Here is a 22,681-nt window from a genome sequence, read left to right on the forward strand (position 1 = left end):
ATTTGTCATTGAAGAAGTCCACTAGAGAAAAAGGTATAGTACCTCTCCTAATTGGAAGGTAGTATACCTTTTTTTATTAACAACTAAATATCCCTCAAAATTTAATTATATTGATAAAGTGTGTTAGTAAAGAAACGACTAGATATTTTATCAACTTGACATATAAGTAAAAAGAGGTAAAATATAAGTAAAAAGAGGTAAAATATAAGTAAAAAGTTTTCCTTAATAATAATTAGTGTGAGTTAAGGGTTAATGTTGGAGGTGGCGGAATGGCAACAATTAAAGATATCGCTGAAGAAGCAGGTTTTTCTATATCAACGGTTTCTCGAGTTTTAAACAATGATCAAAGTCTTTCTGTTCCTGATGAGACGCGAGAAAGAATTTATGAGGTTGCAGAGAAGTTAAATTACCGGAAGAAAACAGTCCGGCTTTTAGTGAAAAATATTGCGTTTTTATACTGGCTAACTGATATTGAGGAATTAGAGGATGTTTATTTTAAATCGATGAGATTAGAAATAGAAAAGCTATCCAAAAAGTTTAATGTAGAACTAACGACGTATAAAATTACTGATGGGATTCATAATATCCCTGATAATATAGAAGGGTTCATTGCGGTTGGAATGTTTTCTAACAAAGAATTAGAGCATCTTAGAAGTATTACGCCGAATGGTGTTTTTATTGATACAACACCTGATCCGAATCATTATGATTCAGTTAGACCGGATTTAGCGCAAATCACAAGAAAAACTGTCGATTTTCTCATTGAAAAGGGCCATAGCGAGATTGGTTTTATTGGGGGGACGTATCATAATCCCAATACGGATGAGGATGAAATGGATATACGTGAACAGACATTTCGTTCCTATATGATTGAAAAAGGATTATTAAAGGATGAATACGTTTTTTCTAGAAGAGGATTCTCTGTTGAGAGTGGTTACTATCTAATGACGAATGCGGTTGAAAAATTAGGTGATCAATTACCTACTGCTTTCTATATAGCAGCAGACCCGATTGCTGTTGGCTGCCTTCAAGCCTTGAATGAAAAGGGAATCTCGATACCGAATCGGGTAAGTGTTATCAGTATTAACAACATTAGTGTGGCAAAATATGTATCGCCACCGCTATCCACCTTTCATATTGACATGAAGGAAATATGTAAAAATGCGATAGAACTCTTACTTGAACAAGTTCTAGATAAACGGAAAACTGTAAAAACATTATTCATAGGATCGGAATTAGTGGTCAGGAAGAGTACAAACTAATGATGAATGGTGCTTAGGAAACTAAGCATTTTTTTATTTGGTTTATTTTCGTAAAAATATTTACTTATTTTTAGTAAAAAATTGTTTACAGTTTTTCTAGGTGGTGCTATATTAATTTTAGTAAAACGTTTTCAAAATAAATTGAATTTATTTGAAGGGATGTATATCCATGAAAAAGTATAAAAAATATTTGGGCGTTATGAGTACACTGGCTTTAAGTTTTTCATTAGTTGCATGTGGACCACAAGAAAGTGGGAAAACAGGCGTAAGCACCGATGCAAATAAAGAATCAAAGAATAAAACATTACTAGTTTGGGAAGATCAACAGAAATCTGCTGGTATTAAAGATGCGATTGCACAGTTTGAAAAAGATCATAGTGTGAAAATCAAAATAGTTGAAAAACCGTATGCTAAACAAATTGAAGGTTTACGATTGGATGGTCCAGCTGGAACGGGTCCCGATGTGCTAACAATGCCTGGTGACCAAATAGGTACAGCTGTAACAGAAGGATTGATTAAAGATTTAAGCGTTGATGACGATGTTCAATCAACTTTTACAGACGTTGCCATGCAAGCTCAAAAAGTAAATGGTAAGGTTTACGGTCTGCCAAAAGCAGTAGAAACAACGATGCTCTATTATAATAAAGACCTAATTTCAGAAAAAGATCTGCCAAAAACGCTTGAAGAATGGTATGAGTACGATAAGAAAGTAACTAAAGGCGGAAATTATGGATTCTTAGCACTATTTGACCAAATTTATTATGCTCAAAGTGTAATGAGCGGTAATGGCGGATACATCTTCAATAAAGATGCTCAAGGTAATTTTGACCCAACTGATCTAGGCATCAACAATGAAGGTGCAGTTGAAGGGGCAAAAACAATCCAGAAGTTTTATAAAGAGAAATTATTCCCGGCCGGTATCATCGGCGCACAAGGTATTAACGTATTAGAATCATTATTTACTTCAGGAAAAGCGGCGGCAATTATTTCTGGTCCGTGGAATCTTGAACCATTTACAAAAGCTGGTATTAATTATGGTGTCGCTAAACTCCCAGCACTAGCTAATGGTAAAAATATGAGTGCGTTTGTTGGTGTAAAGAGCTATAACGTAAGTGCTTATTCTAAGAATGCTGAACTTGCTCAAGAACTAGTTGAATTCTTAGCAAACGAAGATAACTCGAAGACACGATATGAAATCACAAAAGAAGTTCCTGCTGTAAAGGCATTAGCTAATGACCCTGTTGTGACAGAGAGTGAGGCAGCTCAAGCTGTGGCTCAGCAATCTCAATTCTCAGAATTAACACCTAATATCCCTGAGATGAATGAAGTTTGGACACCTACTGATGCAGCCCTGCAAACAATTGCAACTGGTAAGGCAGAACCAAAAGCAGCATTAGATCAAGCAGCTAAAACCATCAAAGGACAAATTAAAGCAAAACACGGTAATTAATTAGGTATGTATGATGGTGTCAAACGCCTAATGATGTTTGACACCATTTGTTTTTAAAAGAAATGAAATTTCCAACTTCGTTTACAGTCTAGCTTCAGCACCTAGCCCCTCGGGTCATAAGCCAATCGCTTCGGAAGGCAAAAAGCGCCTTCTGTCAGCGCTTGTCTTATGCCTGCCGGGGATGAACAAGGCGCTTACGCTTTCTAAAAATAAAGAGGTGAAAAATGTGCAGCATCGTAAAACAGCCGTAGTACTATCTGTAATTCCAGGACTTGGTCAATTGTACAATAAGCAATGGGTAAAAGGTCTTTTGTTCCTCTTTCTGGGTGTATCGTTCATATCAGTGTTTAAAGATCTGTTAAATATGGGTTTTTGGGGGCTTATTACACTAGGTACAGAGGTACCTAGGGATAACTCCATTTTTCTATTAGCTGAAGGTATTATTGCTCTTATTGTTACATGTTTTGGACTAGCATTTTATTATGCTAATTTCCGGGACGCCTATAAAAATGGGGAATTACGTGATGAGAATTCGAGTCCAAGTTCTCTTAGGGAAGATTATCAAAACTTAATTGCTCAAGGTTATCCATATGTAATTAGTGGCCCGTCGTTATTTATTTTGATCTTTGCGGTCATTTTTCCAATCCTTTTCAGTTTCGCTTTAGCTTTTACAAATTATGATTTATACCATTCGCCACCAGCTCATTTAGCTGATTGGGTTGGATTAGACACTTTCAAGCAAATATTCACAGTGGATATTTGGCGCTCAACCTTTTTTGATGTTTTAGGCTGGACGGTAATCTGGACGCTTGTCGCTTCATCGGTTCAGGTTGGTTTAGGTGTCTTTCTAGCTGTTTTAGTAAATCAAAAAGACCTTAAATTTAAACGCTTTTATCGCACGGTTTTAGTATTACCATGGGCAGTTCCGGGGTTTGTCACCATTCTAATCTTTGCCGGTTTGTTTAACGATAGCTTTGGTGCGATCAATAATACCATATTAGCTGCGATTGGAATTGACCCGATTCCATGGATGACGGATGAAACATGGTCAAAATTAGCCCTTATTCTTATGCAGGGATGGCTTGGATTCCCTTATATTTTCATAGTAACAACAGGTGTCCTTCAGTCTATTCCTGAAGACCTTTACGAGGCTGCGACCATTGATGGGGCATCTGTTTTTGCAAAATTTAGACATATTACCATGCCAATGATTTTACTCGCAATGGCTCCGATTATCATTACGCAGTATACCTTTAACTTTAATAATTTTAATATTATTTATCTATTCAACGGCGGTGGGCCTGCTGTTCCTGGCTCAAATGCAGGAGGAACCGATATATTAGTATCTTGGATTTACAAATTAACGATGCAGTCCAGTCAATATTCTCTTGCCGCTGCGTTAACAATTCTTTTATCTATTTTTGTCATTGCAATTGCATTATGGCAATTCAGACGGACAAATTCGTTTAAGGAGGAGGCTTAAATCATGACTGGTATGAAGGGAAATAAATTCATTCGTCTCCTTACTTCGCATTCCATTTTAATTATAATGGCGGTTATTATCATATACCCTTTACTTTGGACTGTTGGGGCAAGCTTTAATCCGGGTAACAGTTTAGTTAGTAACTCGATCATTCCAAAAAATCCAACATTGGATCATTATAAAGAATTATTTGCAGGGAAAGAGAGTCTGCAATATGTACATTGGTATTTAAATTCGCTTAAGATCAGTATCTTTACGATGATTGGCTCGGTTATTAGTGTTTCCTTTACGGCCTATGCCTTTTCGCGTTTCCGTTTTAAAGGCAGAAAAAATGCGTTAACTTTGTTTTTGTTACTACAAATGATTCCACAGTTTTCGGCGTTAATTGCTCTGTTTGTATTAGCGCAAATGCTTCACATGATGAACAGCCATTGGTTATTAATTCTCCTTTATATTGGCGGAACCATTCCGATGAATACCTATCTGATGAAAGGGTATATGGATACTATCCCAATGGATTTGGATGAAAGTGCCAAGATTGATGGGGCAAGCAATACAAGGATTTTTTTACAAATTATCATGCCTTTGTCGAGACCAATGTTAGCAGTAGTCGCGATGAATGGATTTACCGGACCGCTTGGAGATTTCGTTATGTCATCCACCATTTTGAGAACACCTGAATCCTACACATTACCTATTGGTTTATATAATTTAGTTAATGAAGTAATGGGTGCAAGTTATACAACCTTTGCTGCAGGAGCGATTCTCATCAGTATCCCGATTGCTATCGCCTTCTTAATGCTGCAAAAACACTTTGTTTCAGGATTAACGGCTGGTGGTACAAAGGGTTGATATCAGGAACGACTGTAAAAATGTTAGAAGGAGATTATTATGTCAAAACATGAGAAAACATTTACGACTAAAGCAAACTTCATGCTGCACGGAGGAGACTATAATCCTGATCAATGGCTAGATCGGCCTGATATTTTAGCGGATGATATAAAGTTGATGAAGCTTTCCCATACCAATACTTTTTCAGTAGGAATCTTTGCCTGGAGTGCACTCGAGCCAGAAGAAGGGGTTTATCAGTTTGAATGGCTGGATGAAATTTTCAAAAATATCTCCAGCATTGGCGGTCGCGTGATTTTAGCTACACCTAGTGGGGCTCGTCCTGCCTGGATGTCTCAAAAATATCCGGAAGTATTGCGGGTAAATGGGGCGAGGGTGAAGCAACTGCATGGTGGAAGACATAATCACTGCTTTACTTCTGAAGTATACCGTGATAAAACACAGCAGATGAACCGTTTGCTGGCAGAAAGGTATGGCAATCATCCTGCATTATTAATGTGGCATATTTCAAATGAATATGGCGGTGAATGTCACTGTGATTTATGTCAGGATGCCTTTAGAAACTGGCTTAAAGAAAAATACAATCATGACCTTAAATCCTTAAATGATGCCTGGTGGGGTCCTTTCTGGAGCCACAGCTTCAGTGATTGGTCGCAAATTGAATCGCCTTCTCCAATCGGGGAAAGTATGGTTCACGGCTTAAATCTGGATTGGCGAAGATTTGTTACTGACCAAACCATTTCTTTCTTTGAAAATGAAATAGTGCCTATTAAGGAATTGACACCGAATATCCCGATTACAACCAATTTTATGGCGGATACTCATGAGTTAATTCCATTTCAATCACTTGATTATAGCAAGTTTGCCAAACATCTCGATGTGATCAGCTGGGATGCGTACCCTGCGTGGCACAATGATTGGGAAAGTACCGCTGATTTAGCGATGAAGGTTGGCTTTATTGATGACCTGTACCGCAGCTTAAAACAACAGCCTTATCTTTTGATGGAATCTACCCCAAGTGGAGTAAACTGGCATCAAGTGAATAAAGCAAAACGCCCGGGTATGCACTTGCTTTCATCGATGCAAATGGTTGCCCATGGATCTGATAGCATTTTGTACTTTCAATGGCGGAAATCCCGTGGATCGTCGGAAAAATTCCACGGTGCTGTAGTTGATCATGATAATAGTTCAGAAAACCGCGTATTCCAAGAGGTTGCAAGAGTTGGCCAAACATTAGAACAGCTGTCTGAAGTTGTAGGAACGAATCGTCCGTCTGATGTGGCCATTCTATATGATTGGGAGAGCAATTGGGCCATTAATGATGCGCAGGGATTTGGATTAGAGACGAAACGTTATCCGCAAACACTGCAGCAGCATTATCGCACCTTCTGGGAACAGGATATTCCTGTAGATGTTATCACGAAAGAACAGGACTTTTCAGCGTATAAATTATTGATTGTTCCAATGCTGTATCTAGTAAGTGAAGAAACGATTTCTCGGTTAAAGACATTTGTTGCAAATGGCGGCGTTCTAGTAATGACCTATATCAGTGGACTTGTAAATGAACATGATTTAACGTATTTGGGCGGCTGGCACAAGGATCTGCAAGAGATTTTTGGGATGAAGCCTGTTGAAACAGATACCTTATATCCAAATGATAAAAACTATGTGAAATTTCGTAATCAATCATACGAATTGAAAGACTATGCTACTGTCCTTGAACTAAATACGGCAACTGCAGAAGGTCACTACGAGGATGATTTTTATGCGAATACACCAGCGGTTACGAGCCACAAATTCGAAAATGGCCAAACCTATTATATTGGCGGCCGTTTGGAAGATCAATTCCACCGCGACTTCTATCAAGAATTAATCAATCAATTATCTCTTGAACCAGCTGCTTCTGTAAAACACGGGCAGGGCGTATCTGTTCAAGTCAGACAAGCCCCAGATAAAGATTTTATTTTTGTGATGAATTTTACGGAAGAGAAGCAACCTATTGCATTCGAATCATTAGTAACAGATTTGGTTACAGGTGAAGAGATCTCTGGTGAACTTACGCTAGATAAATATGAAGTAAGAATCGTAGCGAAAACCAAATAATGCCTTACGCAACGAACAGGGAGAGGGGAGAGAAAACCCTGCTCATGAAAGTGGTAGCGCAGTGCTAAAAGCTAGAAAACATCCATTTTAAAATGGGTGTCTTCTTTATATAATTTAGTGGAACCGCTTACTAGATTAGACATAAATACAAAATTCCACTATATCTTTCAAATATAATAGTAAGGGTGAGGAGAGAATGGGGAAAATACGAAAGCTTTTAGCAATACTACTGGCGATGATAGTGGTGTTTAGTTCCATTTTGGTCAATATTCATAGTGGATACGCCGCAACTGTAAGCGGTGCACCCGATGCGTGGGGCTATTTAGATAGCTTTAGTTTAAAATCACAAGGTACACAGCCGGTCCCAGCAGATATCTTTGTTAAAAAGGTTGAGGGACTTAATCCTAATTTTATCAAAGGTGTGGACGTCTCTAGTATTATTTCCTTAGAAAATAGCGGAGTCAAATTTTATAATACAGCCGGAGAAGTGCAGGATATTTTTAAAACTTTGCATGAAGCAGGAGTCAATTACATTCGGGTCCGTGTATGGAATAATCCATATGATTCAAACGGAAATGGCTATGGCGGCGGTGATAACGATTTAGCAAAAGCGATTGAAATTGGAAAAAGGACGACTGCTAACGGAATGAAGCTCTTAGTAGACTTCCATTATTCTGATTTTTGGGCAGATCCAGCTAAACAGCAGGCACCAAAGGCATGGGCAAACTTAAGTTTTGAAGATAAGAAGAAGGCTTTATATACCTATACAAAAGAAAGCCTGCAAGCCATGAAGGATTCCGGAATTGATATTGGTATGGTTCAGGTTGGGAATGAAACAAATGGAGGAGTTGCTGGAGAAAAGGATTGGACGAAGATTAGTGCTTTATTTAGTGAAGGAAGTAAAGCAGTTAGATCGGTAGATCCGAATATCTTAGTAGCCGTGCATTTTACTAACCCTGAATCAACAGGAAGATATACTTCCTATGCTGAAACTTTAAAGAAAAATAACGTAGACTATGACGTATTTGCCAGTTCTTATTATCCATTCTGGCATGGTACGTTAAGCAATTTGACAGCTGTTCTTAAGAATGTTGCCGATACTTATGGCAAAAAGGTGATGGTGGCTGAAACATCTTACGCGTATACGGCTGAAGATGGAGATGGACACGGAAATACAGCACCAAAAGATTCAGGTCAAACGTTAGATTACCCGATTACCGTTCAAGGTCAGGCTAATTCTGTCAGGGATGTGATCCAAGCGGTTGCTAATGTTGGTGAAGCAGGAATTGGTGTATTTTATTGGGAGTCAGCGTGGATTCCAGTTGGACCTCCACGAAATTTAGAGCAAAATAAACAGCTTTGGGAAAAATATGGTTCTGGTTGGGCATCTAGCTACGCTGCCGAATATGATCCTCATGATGCAGGTGCGTGGTATGGCGGAAGTGCCGTAGACAACCAAGCTTTGTTTGATTTTAATGGTAAACCATTACCTTCATTAAATGTATTTAAGTATGTCAATACTGGAGCCGTTGCCCCATTAAAAATCGACGGAATAAAAGATATTTCTTTAAGTGCTATTTCAGGGGAGAATATTTCATTACCAGAAACCTTAGCCGTTACTTATAATGATGGCAGTAAAGGAACTGCTCCGGTTACATGGGATCAAACAGCCCTTAAACAAGCCATTAGCAGTGGTATGGGCACCTTTATAATAGAAGGAACTTTAGAAGGTGGCACGGTGGTAAAGGCCCATCTTGAAATAAAACCGGGAAATTTTGTAGTGAACCCAAGTTTTGAAAATAGTGATCGAACAATGTGGAAAATTATTTATGAAAATGGAACAGCACCACACACAGATTATCAGCAAAAGGCTTCAGATGCCAAATCAGGCAAGTATTCTTTGCACTTTTACTCGGCTGCTGGGGTCAATTTTAGAGCAGAACAGACGATAACTGGCTTGAAGCCAGGATATTATAATCTTTCCATGTTTCTACAAGGGGGAGACGCTGTAGACTCCATTATGTATCTCTATGCCAAAACTGGAGGTAAAGAATTAAAAGTTGATACCGGTGTAAATGGCTGGGGAAATTGGAGTAATCCTGAAATCAAAAATATTCTTGTTACTGACGGAACCCTAACGATTGGTGCAAAAATAAAAGCGGGTGGCGGTGCATGGGGAAGTTTAGATGATTTCTATTTATACCGTGTAAATAATTATGACACCAAGGCGCCTGACACTGCGACGGTCCTATCAGGGCAAGACCATAATGGTTGGTATAATCAGAGTGTAAATGTCTCTCTGAATGGTACGGATGATAAATCTGGTGTAGCAAAAACAGAATATAAAGTTAATGACGGTAATTGGCAAACCTATCAGGGGCCATTTGATGTAACTGCAGAAGGGAAAAATGTGGTTCAGTATAGAAGTACAGACCACGTAGGGAACATTGAGGAGGTAAAATCGGTTTCAATAAAAATTGATAAAACGGCTCCGGCATTGAATGTTTCGTTTAACTCGAGTGTTCTAATCGAACGTAACCATGCCCTCATTCCAATTAAAGCTACGGTTGATGGTGAAGACACCCTTTCAGGGATTAACAGGATTGAATTAGTATCGATCGAAAGTAATCAACCAGATAATGGAAAAGGTGATGGGAACACAGTCAATGATATCCAGGGAGCAGACTTTGGAACCTTTGATACTGAGTTTCTGGTAAGAGCAGAGCGAAGTGGAAGTGGTGACAGGGTTTATACTGTAACCTATGAGGCGTGGGATAATGCGGGGAACTCTTTGATCCAATCCAATCGGATAATTGTAAAGCATGATAATTCGAAAAAATAAGGCTTCTCTCGTTGAAAGAAAGGGAGCTGTGAAAGCGCATGAAAATCTCATGCGCTTTTCTTAATATTTTTAAGTAAACTTTTAGTAAAAATAGTTGAATATTTTTACTAACCGTTATAAAATTAAGTTGAAATTAATAATTTACTTACAAGAAACAGAATTTCTGGAGGAATTAAAATGAACGTTACCAAACTTAATAAAGTATTTTTAGATATGTTTCATATTTTACCTAGAAAAGCCTTTTTTGCTCCTGGAAGGATTAATTTAATTGGCGAGCACACCGATTATAATGGCGGTCATGTGTTTCCATGTGCGATTACCTACGGTACCTACGCTGTAGCAAGGAAGCGGGAAGACCAAGTGATTCGTCTATACTCAACGAACTTCACTGAAAAAGGAATCATCGAATTTAACTTAAACGAACTAGATTATGAGAAAGAACACAATTGGGCCAACTATCCGAAAGGGATGATTCGTTACATGATCGAGGCGGGATATGAAATTCCAACGGGATTTGATTGTGCCATTGAAGGCAATATACCGAATGGCGCAGGACTTTCTTCGTCAGCCTCCATTGAACTTTTAACCGGAGTGCTAGTAAACGGCCTGTTTGAATTAGAAATTCCTAGGCTTGATCTCATCAAGCTTGGCAAGAAGGTAGAGAATGAATTTATTGGTGTGAACAGCGGCATCATGGACCAGTTTGCAATTGGCATGGGGAAGAAAGATGCTGGAATTTTACTAGATTGCCAGACTCTAAGCTATGAATACGCACCCATTCACCTTGATGATTACAAAATTTTAATCATGAATACGAACAAGCGCAGGGAATTAGCTGATTCGAAATACAATGAGCGAAGAGGAGAATGTGAAGAGGCGCTAGCGCAACTGCAACAAAAACTTCCGATTGAGGCTCTAGGTCAATTATCTGAAGCGGAGTTTGATGAAAATCAATACCTAATTACCAATGAAACGGTCCGCAAACGAGCAAAGCACGCTGTCTATGAAAACGTGCGAACAATTAAGGCTCTAGAAGAGCTGAAGGCAGGAAATTTAGAGGCATTTGGACAATTGATTAACCAATCACACGTATCCTTACGAGATGATTATGAAGTGACTGGAGTGGAACTTGACAGTTTAGTAGGGGCTGCATGGAAACAACCGGGAGTTCTAGGGGCGCGGATGACTGGTGCAGGGTTCGGCGGCTGTGCTATTGCAATTGTAGAAAATGACAAGGTTGAAAACTTTATTGCAAATGTTGGGTCAGCCTATCTCGAGAAAATTGGCTACAAGGCAGAATTTTATGCAGCGAGCATTGGTGACGGGGCAAAAGAAATTCAAATGGAGGCGGCGATCTAAATGAGTATCCTTGTATTAGGTGGAGCGGGCTATGTCGGTTCACACGCTGTTTATCAGTTGATTGATCAGGGGTTTCCGGTGGTTGTGATTGATAATTTGCAAACAGGCCATAGCGATGCAATTCATCCAAAGGCAAGCTTTTATGAAGGGGATATCCGCAGTCGTGAGTTTATGCGCTCTGTTTTTGAAAAAGAAGACATTGAAGCAATCTTGCATTTTGCCGCCAATTCCCTTGTTGGGGAATCCATGGTTGAACCGTTAAAATACTTTGATAACAACGTTTATGGGACACAAGTTGTCCTTGAAATGATGAAGGGATTTAGCGTCAAGCACATCGTTTTTTCTTCGACAGCAGCTGTTTATGGAGAGCAGAAAGTTGTACCGATTACAGAGGATGCGGCAACCATTCCAACGAATACCTATGGCGAAACCAAGCTCGCAATGGAAAAAATGATGGCTTGGTGCGAAAAAGCGTTTGATCTTCACTATGTTTCTCTTCGCTATTTTAACGTAGCTTCGGCAAGAAGCGACGGACAAATTGGCGAGGACCATAACCCAGAAACGCATCTCATCCCTGTTGTATTAGAAGCAGCATTAGGCAAAAGGCCTGCCGTTACGATATTTGGGGAAGATTATGATACAGCAGATGGTACTTGTGTTCGTGATTATATTCATGTAGAAGACTTAATTGATGCCCATATATTAGCCCTCCGTTATCTACAAAATGGCGGGGAGAGTAATCATTTCAATCTTGGCTCAAGTCAAGGATTCTCGGTAAAAGAAATTGTTGAGACAGCTAAAGAGGTTACAGGAATTGATATCCCGGTAAGAATCGGTGAACGAAGAGCTGGAGACCCAAGTACATTAATTGCTTCTTCGGAAAAAGCAAAAAAGATATTGGGATGGAATCCAACGAGAACATCGATTCATCAAATGATTAGCAATGCCTGGAACTGGCATCAGCACCACCCGAATGGATATCAGAAATAGAGGTGAATATGATGATTTATCAACTAATACAACAATTAATCAATCAAGCAATAGCCACTCAATTAATTGAGCGGGAAGATGAAATCTATGCGCGCAATCAAATATTGTCACTTCTCCGTCTAACGGAGTTTAAGGAAGTGGACGCAGCAGGGGAAAGTAACTTTGATATCCCTGATTTACTCGATTTAATTGTAGATTATGCCTGCAATCAAGGGATTATTGAAGAATTATTTGATGAAAAAGAGATTTTTTCAAGTAAAATTATGAACTGTTTCATCGCCCGGCCATCAGCTGTTAATCAGCTTTTTTATGGGAAATATAAACAGGATCCAAAAGCAGCAACACAATATTTTTATGAGTTAAGTAAAAATAGCAACTACATTCAAATGAAGCGAATTCGAAATAACATTGAATATAAAACCACTACAGAATATGGTGAACTTGATATTACCATTAATCTATCAAAACCAGAAAAGGATCCTAAAAGTATTGAACTCGAGCGGTCGGTGAAGCAAATGGACTATCCGAAATGCTTGCTTTGTGTGGAGAATGAGGGATATGCGGGAAGAATCGGGCACCCTGCCCGCTCCAATCACCGCATGATTCGTGTAAATCTATTAGAAAACACATGGTACTTGCAGTATTCACCATATGTCTATTACAACGAGCATTGTATCGTGTTAGCAGAAAAACATACCGATATGGTTATTAGTCCAACGACATTCTTACGGCTGTTAAGCTTTGTTGAGCAATTTCCACATTATTTTGTCGGCTCTAATGCGGACCTGCCGATTGTAGGGGGCTCGATTTTATCCCATGATCATTATCAAGGCGGGAATTATCAATTTGCGATGGCGAAGGCAGGGGATGACTGGGCATTTAAAATGGCTGGATATCCGGAAGTAGAGTGTGCGGTTGTTAAATGGCCTATGTCCGTTATTCGCCTGCGTTCCGATCAAATTAGTACGCTCGTTGAAGCCGGTTCACATATTTTAGACAAATGGAAAAAGTACAGTGATGAAGATTTAGGAATTGAGGCGAGGACTGGAGTAACTCCGCACAATACAATTACACCCATTGCACGCAAAAATGGGAATGTATTTGAACTGGATTTGGTACTGCGTAACAACCGAAAGAGTGATGAGCATCCGCTTGGCATTTTCCATCCTCACGCCGATGTACATCATATTAAGAAGGAAAATATTGGCCTAATTGAAGTGATGGGGCTGGCGGTTTTACCAGCACGGTTAAAGGGTGAACTAGGAGAAGTGGAAAATTATATCCTAGGTCAATCATCGGCGGTGGCAGAATATCATTTAGACTGGGCGGAAGCGTTAAAAGCACGCTATCAAGCTATTGCCAATGAAGCGAATGTGGATGGTCTGGTAAGAGAAGAAGTAGGAAAGAAGTTTTTAAGGTGCTTGGAGGATGCAGGTGTGTTTAAGCGAAATGAAGTGGGTGCAGCTGGGTTCCAGCGGTTTATCAGTACGTTATAAAAACATAATAGGCCCAGAACTTTGTTGATTGCCCGAGCTTTTTAAAAAGAACTAAATTAGATACCTTCTGAAAAATATGGAGTGATAAATCGATGAAAATAGTAGATAGAATATTTGGCAGTTACGAGGGTGAGTCTGTTACAGAGTATACCTTAGTCAATGATTACGGCATGATAGTCTCTTGCCTTAATTATGGTTGTGTGATTACTAAAATCATCGTCCCTGACCGTCATGGAAACTTTGAAAATGTAGTGCTTGGATTTGAAAACTTCGAAGATTACACAGAATGGTCCCCGTATTTTGGCGCAGTTGTGGGACGAGTAGCCGGAAGAATTAATGGTGCCAGCTTTGAGTTGGACGGAAAAGAATACCATCTTGCAGACAATGATTATCCCAATCATATACACGGGGGCAAGAAGGGCTTTAACTCTGTGATTTGGAAAACCGAAATAATAGAGGAAGAAAATGCAGTCGGTTTGAAGTTTTTTTATCATAGTCCAGACGGTGACGAAGGCTATCCTGGTTATCTAGACACCACTGTTACCTATATTCTAAACAATAAAAATGAACTCGATATTACTTTTGAAGGAAAAACGGATCAAAAAACGGTTGTCAACTTAACGAATCACTCGTATTTTAACTTGAGTGGAAATGTAAAAAGAGATTGTTCTGAACATATTCTCCAATTAGAAAGTGATCAGTTTTTAGAACTGGGCGAAGGTTTTATCCCTACTGGTAAAATGATTGATACCAAAAATACCCCATTTGATTTTAAGCATGGCAGAAGGTTACGCTCTGGGATGGTTTCGTCTCATCCACAAAATGTGCTTGTTGGTAATGGTTACGACCACCCACTTGTTTTTACCAAAAAGGGTGAAAATACAATCATGCTTAGTGATGAGGAAAGCGGCCGTTCGCTGCTTGTTTCGACCGACCAGCCATGCGTCGTCCTTTATACTGGGAATCAATTAGAAGGACCTTATTCCATAGCAGGTGTCAGGTCAAGAAATTATTTGGGTGTCTGTCTGGAAACGCAAGGATTTCCTGATGCTATCCATCATCCGGCGTTCCCCTCTGTCATTTTAAACCCGGAGGAAGTATACTATTCCAAAACAGTGTTTCGATTTTTTGCTAATACATTAGGAGATTGATTTATGGCTACCATCAAAGATATTGCACAAATTGCAGGTGTATCGATCGCCACTGTATCCCGTGTTTTGAATTATGATACAACACTTTCTGTCAGTGATGAAACCAAGAAAAGAATTTTCGAAGTGGCAGAAGAACTATCGTATAAAAAGAAATCAGCTCGCAAGCAGGAGTCGGGAAAAATTGCCCTCTTGCAATGGTATACCGAGAAAGAAGAACTGGAAGATTTGTATTACATGTCGATCCGGCTTGGGGTTGAAAACCAATGCCGACAGCAAGGGATTCAAGTGGCCAAATATTTTCAAGACAACTATGAGGATTTGAGGGAAGACGATATTCAAGGGCTGATTGCGATTGGGAAATTTAGCAAGAAGCAAGTGAATGAGCTGCTTAAGATAACCAAAAATATTGTCTTTGTTGACACCTCACCAGACGAAGATCGGTTTGATTCGATCGTCATTGACTTTGAAAGGGCAACAATAAAGGTACTTGATCATTTTATGAAGAAGGGTCATGAGAAAATCGGCTATATCGGCGGAAGAGAAGTTTTTAAAGATAAAACTTCCATCATAGAAGACCCAAGGGAATCGGCGTTCAAGCGCTATTTAACAGGTAAAGGGATGCCCTATGAAGCTTTTATGTATGTAGGAACCTTCTCAGCCGATGATGGTCATGCAATGATGAAAAAGGCGATTGATGAACATGGGGACAACCTGCCAACCGCCTTTTTTGCAGGTAATGATTCGATTGCAGTTGGGGCATTGCGGGCTTTACTGGAGGCAGGAATTTCTGTTCCAGAACGGGTTAACATCATCGGTGTGAATGACATCAGTATCTCCAAATATGTCTATCCAGCGTTAAGCACGGTTAAGGTGTATACCGAAATCATGGGAGAAACCGCCGTTGACACCCTTTTGGAGAGAATCGCAGGCAGAAAAACAGCAAAAAAGATATTCATTGCAACCGATCTTATCATTAGGAATAGCAGTTTTTAAAAAGCAAACTCACCAAAAAATTTGGTGAGTTTCTTCTGTACTATTTGCTGGAATCTATTTATTTAATGACTGGGCAGCCATCCATTCCATGATTGTTGTTGTTTTGCCATTAATAGATGCTGCAGGTTCATTGTTGTATACATAAATCCATGACCAGTGTCCAGCGTATTGATATGGTGTACCATCTGCATTGTTATATAAGCCTGAAGTATCATGTACGTCATCAAATAACGATAATTGTACATTCTTTGCTCCAGCTTGGATTAATCGGTCATAGGTTGGTACTGTGTTGATTGCAGGAGGCAATGTCGTATCATTTTTAGCTGCAACAAACCAGATTGGAGTTTCTTTAATTTTTTGGATGTCAGCATCGGTTATCAATGTATCATTTAACCCTTCACATACCGGATAAGCGGCTGCAAAGTATCCTGGATAATCACGAACCATTAACATTGTCATATATCCGCCATTTGAAGCTCCGCCAATGTAGATTCTATTTGGATCAATATCAGGATTTTTTGAAACATAATCTTTAATTAGTGCCATAAGAGCTTCTTCATAGATAGAAGTTCCATCTGCTCCACCCGTTATAGAACCATGCATCCATCTAGTAGGTGCCTGAGGTGCTAAAACATAAGCTCCACCAAAGTAAGATTGAATTTTATCAGTAGAAAGACTTACAGCTTTATTTGCAGAAAGTGGAATGGTTGCATCTGTTCCCCCTTCACCGCCGCCGTGGAGCCAGATAATTAGTGGATTCTTTCCTTTGTCTTTTGCTGGTGCATAATCTGCGTAAGTTAATGTAGTATTATCAAACGTTGCTTTCCCGGTAGTGAAGTCATCGACAAGTTCTCTTTTTTCCCCTGCAAATGTGTCAACCACTAACCCTGAGATGGTTCCAGCGCTAGTCACAATGTCTTTTTGTTGAGTGATCGTATATTTGCTATCAATCCAATCATTAAATCGGGTTCCAGCAAAATCATAGTTGAGCGGGGAACCTAAAGATACAGTTGGTCCAATCTTCATTTCTAATACCACGTATTTTCCTGTTGCAACTGCAGGGTTTCCGTCTTTATCCGAAACATATGCTTTTGTAACGGTGCGGTCACCTTCTTCTAGAAATGGTGTCTTTAACCTGCTGTCACTTCTAACAACATGAACATTGAACGTATCTGTTGTTACGGAGTCTTTTGGAATCGGTCTGACTACATCGACGATTACTTTTGTAATGGCCGCTCCCCAATCTTCAATCTCTGTAACCGTACGGTAAGAGGTTTGCTGCGTCTTAACTTCCTTGGCAAGTGCCCCTAAGCTGAAAGGAAATGCCATCATAATGGCCATCAGTAAGAACATAATTCTTTTTATCATTTATTTTGCCTCCTCATTTTTCCTTTTAAGTCTATCTATCTTTCTATTGATTGTACTTTGATAGCCTATCTAATTGAACTTCAGGACCATTGTTATTAACCGTTTCAACAACTAGGTCTTTATCTACTTTAAAGGTTAAGGTGCCTCTGAAATCCTTTGAAGACGAACCTACATGGAATTGATAGGAACCCTTTTCTAAAATCCATGAAGAAGTATCTTCATCAAAGGAAGCAATATCTTTTGGACTTATAAAGAAATTAACTGTTTCTTTCTGCCCAGGCTTTAACTCTCTAGTTTTTGCGAAGGACTTAAGTTCAATGGCTGGTTTTTCTAATTTTCCATCTGGAGCACTTACATATAGTTGTGTTGCTTCTTTTCCAGCAAAGGAGCCGGAGTTTGCCACTTTAAACGAGACTTTGATTTTATTAGATAAGTTGTCTTTATTTAATTTAAAATCGCTATAATCAAAAGTCGTATAAGATAGTCCATAGCCAAACTCATAGGCAGTTGGTACATTAAATGTCGAGTAGTAGCGGTAGCCTACATAAATATCTTCGTTATATTTCACTAGATTTGGATTGCCATCAGAGCTTGGGAAGTTAGCATAACTTGGCGCATCCTCTAAATGAACTGGGAATGTTGCCGGGAGTTTACCAGAAGGATTTGCTTTGCCGGAAAGAACATCTGTAAGGGCGTTCCCTGCTTCCATTCCTGGCTGCCAAGATAATAAAATCGAATCGGCATAGTTCTTCCAGTCTGCCGTGTTAAATGGTGCCCCAACATTTAAGACCACTACAACCTTTTTATTAACAGCATGATACGCAGCAGAAACCTTTTTAAGTAGTTCTAACTCTTTTGCAGTTGGTTCAAAGGTAGTAGCATTTCCATCTGCACCTTCCCCAGATCCTCTTGCAATCATTACCACGCCTATATCGGAATTGTTTGCCATATATTCAGCATCTTCGAAAGTCAGATTTTCATTGATTTCTGTACCGCTTGCGTTAGTATAAACCGGAGTATACCCTCCATTTTTAAGTCCTTCTGGAAGCTGGACAGTATGTGTTGGAGTAACATAGGCACTTCCTGTTCCCATTAAGAACATTTTCGTAGCGGCGTTATCCGTCGTACACGCAGAAGAAGGGGTGCCAAATCCACAGCTAGGCATTGTATAGGAGTTGCCGACTATACCGACCTTCTTGACCTTATTATTAAACGGAAGCGCTTTATTTTCATTTTTTAATAAAACCATACCTTCCGGTGCAGCGGCCCGTGTAAGTTCTGTATTAGCAGCTGCAAGCTCTACACTTACACTTTGTTTCGTATTATCAACGGCACTTAATTTATTGAATGTAGGGGACTTAACGACTAAAGTAAGGATATTCTCGATGGCCGTATCGAGTTTCTCCTCTGGAAGCGATCCTTCTAAAATAGCCGCTTTTACAGCTGCCTTACCAGCGGCATTTAAACTTGGCATGGACAAGTCGTTTCCACCGCTTAACATAGCAATTCCATTATTTTTTGAGCCGCCCCAGTCTGTCATGACCATTCCGTTAAAGCCCCAGTCACTTCTTAAAACATCATTTAACAGCCAAGAGTTATGAGCAGAGAAAGGTCCATTAATAGAATTATAGGAACTCATCACTGTCCATGGGTGCGCTTCTTTAACAACCCGCTCGAATCCGGCTAAATAAATTTCTCTTAAGGCACGTTCAGAAATGATTTCGTTTACGGACTGTCTGTTTGTTTCCTGATTATTTGCTGCATAGTGCTTCATACTTACACCAACACCCTGGTCTTGCACGCCTTTAGTAAACTCAGCTGCCATTTCACCGCTTAAGTATGGATCTTCCGAATAATATTCGAAGTTTCTTCCACCTCTTGGATCTCTGTGAATATTCAATGCCGGTCCTAATATAACATCTACACCATAATCAAGGGTTTCTTTTCCCATCGCACTAGAAACCTGGTACATTAAATCCTTATTAAAACTAGCAGATAATGCCGAGGGAATTGGGAAACCAGTTGTCGACTTATTTGCTGTTGATCCAAATCGAAGTCCGGCTGGACCATCGGCAAAAGTAAGCTTTGGAATACCAAGCCGCGGAATAGGAAAGGTTCCGCCAGCAGCCCCTGTTACTGCGGCTCCAGATCCTCCAATCAAATCTACCTTTTCGTCCAGCGTCATGGCCTGAATAACTGCTGGAATGGAAGCTTGGTCCACTAACATCGGTGTTTGCTCCTGAACAGCACCAGTTTGTACACTATTATTGTCTGTAGCAACAGCCGCTGCATTAACTTGCGATGGTGGCTGTTCTTCTGCTAGTACTGCTGAATAACCTGATGACAATAGCATTAGACTAAACATGGATGAACTTAGAACTTTGTAATAACCCTTCACACCTAACAACCCCTTTTTCGGATGAAAACCCTTACATCCAAGAGGTTAACATGTGAAGTGTAATCCGATAAGTTACAAGAGGTAGCATTAAATTGTGATTTACTAGATTAATTTGTTGTAGACTGAAAATTCAATAAATTATTAAATATTCAAGAGGAATTATACATATTTCTTAGACATTATCCGACAGGACTTAAGATATAGGTTAATTAAAACTGTAAAGGAAATCCGTTTAAACTCTTTTATCGATTCTTAATGTCTTTTAACTAAAACAAAATAGTGAAGATATTCGCAATATAATCCAGAAGATTGTTAATAGTCTGAAACTTCACTTAAGTTAAACTAACAATGAAAGCGTTTAAATTAACAATTGTAAAAAGTTCAGACTAATTTGATGGGGGAATTAGAATTATGTTAAAAAGACTAAAGAAGAAGAAAAAGTCAAAATTACTAGCCATTACTCTTACATCTTCATTACTTCTCTCAGGACTCACCTTTGACATTGCATCCGCTCAGAGTCAAGATCCATCAACCGTACAACAAAACCAAACTACTACAGTACAGAAAACAGCACCTTACTTAACAGACGCAGCATCTATTAATAGTGTTATTCAAGCGATGACCTTAGAGGAAAAAGCTAAAATTGTTGTCGGGGTAGGAATGCCTGGTTTTGGAGGGACACCTCCATTTGAGTTAACTGGAGCGGTAGGCGGTACTTTTGGAATACCTCGGTTAGGGATCCCTGAACTGCGTTTTGCCGACGGCCCGGCAGGACTACGGATTCGTCCAACAAGGCCTGGACAAACTCAAACATATTATGCAACCGCTTTCCCGATTGCGACGGCGCTGGCATCCACTTGGGATCCTGCAACAGCAGAAGCAGTAGGTAAAGCTCAGGGAAATGAAGTGAAAGAATATGGAGTTGACCTTTTATTAGCACCGGCACTCAATATCCACCGTAATCCATTGAATGGACGAAACTTCGAATACTATTCAGAGGATCCTTTAATTGCAGGAAAAATAACTGCGGCAATGGTTAATGGGGTACAATCGAACGGTGTTGGCGCAACAATCAAGCACTTTGCTGCTAATAACCAGGAAACAAACCGGAATAGCATTGATACCGTTGTTTCTGAACGAGCATTAAGGGAAATTTATCTAAAAGGCTTTGAAATTGCTGTTAAGGAATCCCATCCATGGTCCGTTATGAGTTCCTATAACAAACTTAATGGAACATACACTTCCCAAAATGCTGACTTGTTAACAACTGTTTTGCGTAAGGACTGGGGGTACACAGGGTTTGTCATGACAGACTGGTTTGGCGGGGATAATCCAGTAGAACAAATGAAGGCTGGCAATGACATGATTATGCCGGGTGCGTCGTCCCAATCCAATTTAATTAAAGCAGCTGTTGAAGGTGGTAATTTGGACGAAAAAGTACTTGACCGAAATATTAAGAACATTCTCCAGATCGTCATCCAAACACCTGAGTTTAAAAAGTACCAAAACTCAGACAAGCCTGATTTAGCTGCTCATGCACAAACAGCCCGCAAAGCAGCTGCGGAAGGGATGGTTCTTTTAAAGAACAACAAAATGCCGTTGCCAATCAGCAAAGATCAAAAGGTCACTTTATTTGGCAATACACAAATCGAAACGGTTAAAGGTGGAACAGGAAGCGGTGATGTTAATGCTGCTTACACTACCTCGATTGCAGATGGCTTAAAGAGTGCTGGATACCAATTAAATCAAACCGAATTCCAGGAATATAAGACATATATTGATGGATTGCGCTCGCAGGAGGACTATAAAATTACACCAAGTCCATGGGGTGAGGATTTTGGCAAGTTAATCCCTGCCATTCCTGAAAAGCCTCTAGCAGATAACGAAATTGCCGCTGCTTCCAAAGAATCGGATATCGGCATCATCGTTATTGGCCGAAATTCAGGAGAAGGTGCGGACCGTAAAGTGGTAAAAGGAGATTACCTATTAAGCGATGCAGAACAAGACATGATTGCGAAAGTATCAGCAGAATACCATAAGCAGGGTAAAAAAGTAGCTGTTATTTTGAATATTGGCGGACCTATCGAGGTAGCAAGCTGGCGAGATAAGGTTGACTCTATTCTATTAGCATGGCAGCCAGGCCAAGAAGCAGGTTATGCTGTAGCTGATGTTATTTCCGGTAAAGTCAATCCGTCCGGAAAACTGCCAACTACATTCCCTGTAAAATACAGCGATGTTGCATCGGCAAATAGCTTCCCTGGTACACCTGTGCAGAATCCAACACAAGTGGTCTATAACGAGGACATTTATGTCGGCTATCGCTACAATACCACGTTCAATGTGAAGCCAGCTTATGAATTTGGTTATGGATTGTCCTATACAAGCTTCAACCTTAGCCATGTAAATATCAGCGAAGGCAAGAAATTTAAGGACAAGCTTAAGGTATCTACTATGGTGGAAAATACGGGCAAGCTCCCTGGAAGAGAGGTCGTCCAAGTTTATGTTTCCGCCCCAGATGGAAAGCTTGAGAAACCTGCTGTTGAACTAAAGGCCTTTGGTAAAACAAAAGAACTTAAGCCGCATCAACGTGAGCTGCTTCAATTCGATTTAAATGCCAAAGACCTTGCCTCCTTCGATGAAGAGAAAAATGCATGGGTTCTTGAAAAAGGCACATATACAGTAAAAGTTGGGGCATCCTCAGAAGACATTAAAGGAACAGCAACGTTTACGGTAGACCACGATATGGTTGTTGAAAAGGTTAACGAGGCATTGGCACCTATAGTTGATTTTGAACCGCTTACCAAATAAATCCTAAAAAAGACATTGGTGAACAGCCCTCATTGAAAGTGAATGAAGGCTGTTTTTTTATTGGTAAAAGTGGTTAAAAATGAGGTTCCGTTTGAAATGGTAATCAAAACATTTTCATTTTTTGGGAGA

14 protein-coding genes and 1 pseudogene are annotated in these 22,681 nt (G+C 39.7%); 13 read left to right on the plus strand and 2 right to left on the minus strand.

Annotation, left to right across the window (positions count from 1 at the left end):
• The first annotated feature begins 269 nt into the window (after positions 1-269).
• From J7E67_RS24440 to J7E67_RS24490, 12 genes and pseudogenes are all read left to right on the plus strand, one after another.
• Positions 270-1,262 (plus strand): galactan degradation operon transcriptional regulator GanR, encoded by a 993-nt coding sequence (locus J7E67_RS24440; protein WP_214714202.1) that lies wholly within the window; start codon positions 270-272, stop codon positions 1,260-1,262.
• Positions 1,263-1,431: 169 nt separating this feature from the next.
• A complete protein-coding gene (ganS, locus tag J7E67_RS24445) occupies positions 1,432-2,712 on the plus strand; it encodes an arabinogalactan oligomer ABC transporter substrate-binding protein GanS (RefSeq protein ID WP_214714199.1) in 1,281 nt (426 codons plus the stop codon).
• Between the two features lie 226 nt (positions 2,713-2,938).
• Positions 2,939-4,195, plus strand: a complete 1,257-nt coding sequence (ganP, locus tag J7E67_RS24450; protein ID WP_214714197.1) for a galactooligosaccharide ABC transporter permease GanP — start codon at positions 2,939-2,941, stop codon at positions 4,193-4,195.
• A gap of 12 nt (positions 4,196-4,207) precedes the next feature.
• Positions 4,208-5,047, plus strand: coding sequence for a galactooligosaccharide ABC transporter permease GanQ (gene ganQ, locus J7E67_RS24455; RefSeq protein WP_251026978.1), 840 nt, complete (start codon positions 4,208-4,210; stop codon positions 5,045-5,047).
• 36 nt (positions 5,048-5,083) lie between these two features.
• On the plus strand, positions 5,084-7,147 hold the full coding sequence (locus J7E67_RS24460; RefSeq protein WP_214714297.1) for a beta-galactosidase GanA: 2,064 nt from the start codon (positions 5,084-5,086) through the stop codon (positions 7,145-7,147).
• Positions 7,148-7,517: 370 nt separating this feature from the next.
• A pseudogene (ganB, locus tag J7E67_RS32385) lies at positions 7,518-8,678 on the plus strand (arabinogalactan endo-beta-1,4-galactanase); the annotation flags it as partial.
• 30 nt (positions 8,679-8,708) lie between these two features.
• Complete coding sequence (locus J7E67_RS32390; protein WP_374223942.1) at positions 8,709-9,989, plus strand: Ig-like domain-containing protein; 1,281 nt, start codon at positions 8,709-8,711, stop codon at positions 9,987-9,989.
• A gap of 177 nt (positions 9,990-10,166) precedes the next feature.
• Positions 10,167-11,348 (plus strand): galactokinase, encoded by a 1,182-nt coding sequence (locus J7E67_RS24470; RefSeq protein WP_214732998.1) that lies wholly within the window; start codon positions 10,167-10,169, stop codon positions 11,346-11,348.
• Positions 11,349-12,338, plus strand: a complete 990-nt coding sequence (galE, locus tag J7E67_RS24475) for a UDP-glucose 4-epimerase GalE (RefSeq protein ID WP_214714191.1) — start codon at positions 11,349-11,351, stop codon at positions 12,336-12,338.
• 11 nt (positions 12,339-12,349) lie between these two features.
• Positions 12,350-13,834, plus strand: a complete 1,485-nt coding sequence (galT, locus tag J7E67_RS24480) for a UDP-glucose--hexose-1-phosphate uridylyltransferase (protein ID WP_214714189.1) — start codon at positions 12,350-12,352, stop codon at positions 13,832-13,834.
• 92 nt (positions 13,835-13,926) lie between these two features.
• Positions 13,927-14,985 carry an aldose epimerase family protein gene (locus J7E67_RS24485; RefSeq protein WP_214714187.1) on the plus strand — a complete coding sequence of 353 codons (1,059 nt, stop codon included), beginning with the start codon at positions 13,927-13,929 and terminating at the stop codon, positions 14,983-14,985.
• A gap of 3 nt (positions 14,986-14,988) precedes the next feature.
• Complete coding sequence (locus J7E67_RS24490; RefSeq protein ID WP_214714185.1) at positions 14,989-15,978, plus strand: LacI family DNA-binding transcriptional regulator; 990 nt, start codon at positions 14,989-14,991, stop codon at positions 15,976-15,978.
• Positions 15,979-16,032: 54 nt separating this feature from the next.
• Here the strand turns inward: J7E67_RS24490 and J7E67_RS24495 are convergent, their stop codons facing one another.
• Together J7E67_RS24495 and J7E67_RS24500 are read right to left on the minus strand one after the other, a co-directional pair.
• Entirely contained in the window at positions 16,033-17,346 is a 1,314-nt protein-coding gene (locus J7E67_RS24495; protein WP_214714183.1) for a prolyl oligopeptidase family serine peptidase, read from the minus strand.
• Between the two features lie 43 nt (positions 17,347-17,389).
• Positions 17,390-19,744, minus strand: coding sequence for a glycoside hydrolase family 3 C-terminal domain-containing protein (locus J7E67_RS24500; RefSeq protein ID WP_214714181.1), 2,355 nt, complete (start codon positions 19,742-19,744; stop codon positions 17,390-17,392).
• Between the two features lie 411 nt (positions 19,745-20,155).
• Between J7E67_RS24500 and J7E67_RS24505 the strand changes: the two genes are divergently transcribed.
• Complete coding sequence (locus J7E67_RS24505) at positions 20,156-22,552, plus strand: beta-glucosidase (RefSeq protein WP_251026971.1); 2,397 nt, start codon at positions 20,156-20,158, stop codon at positions 22,550-22,552.
• Positions 22,553-22,681: the final 129 nt, after the last annotated feature.

The sequence above is a fragment of the Bacillus sp. ISL-46 genome (genome assembly GCF_018613205.1).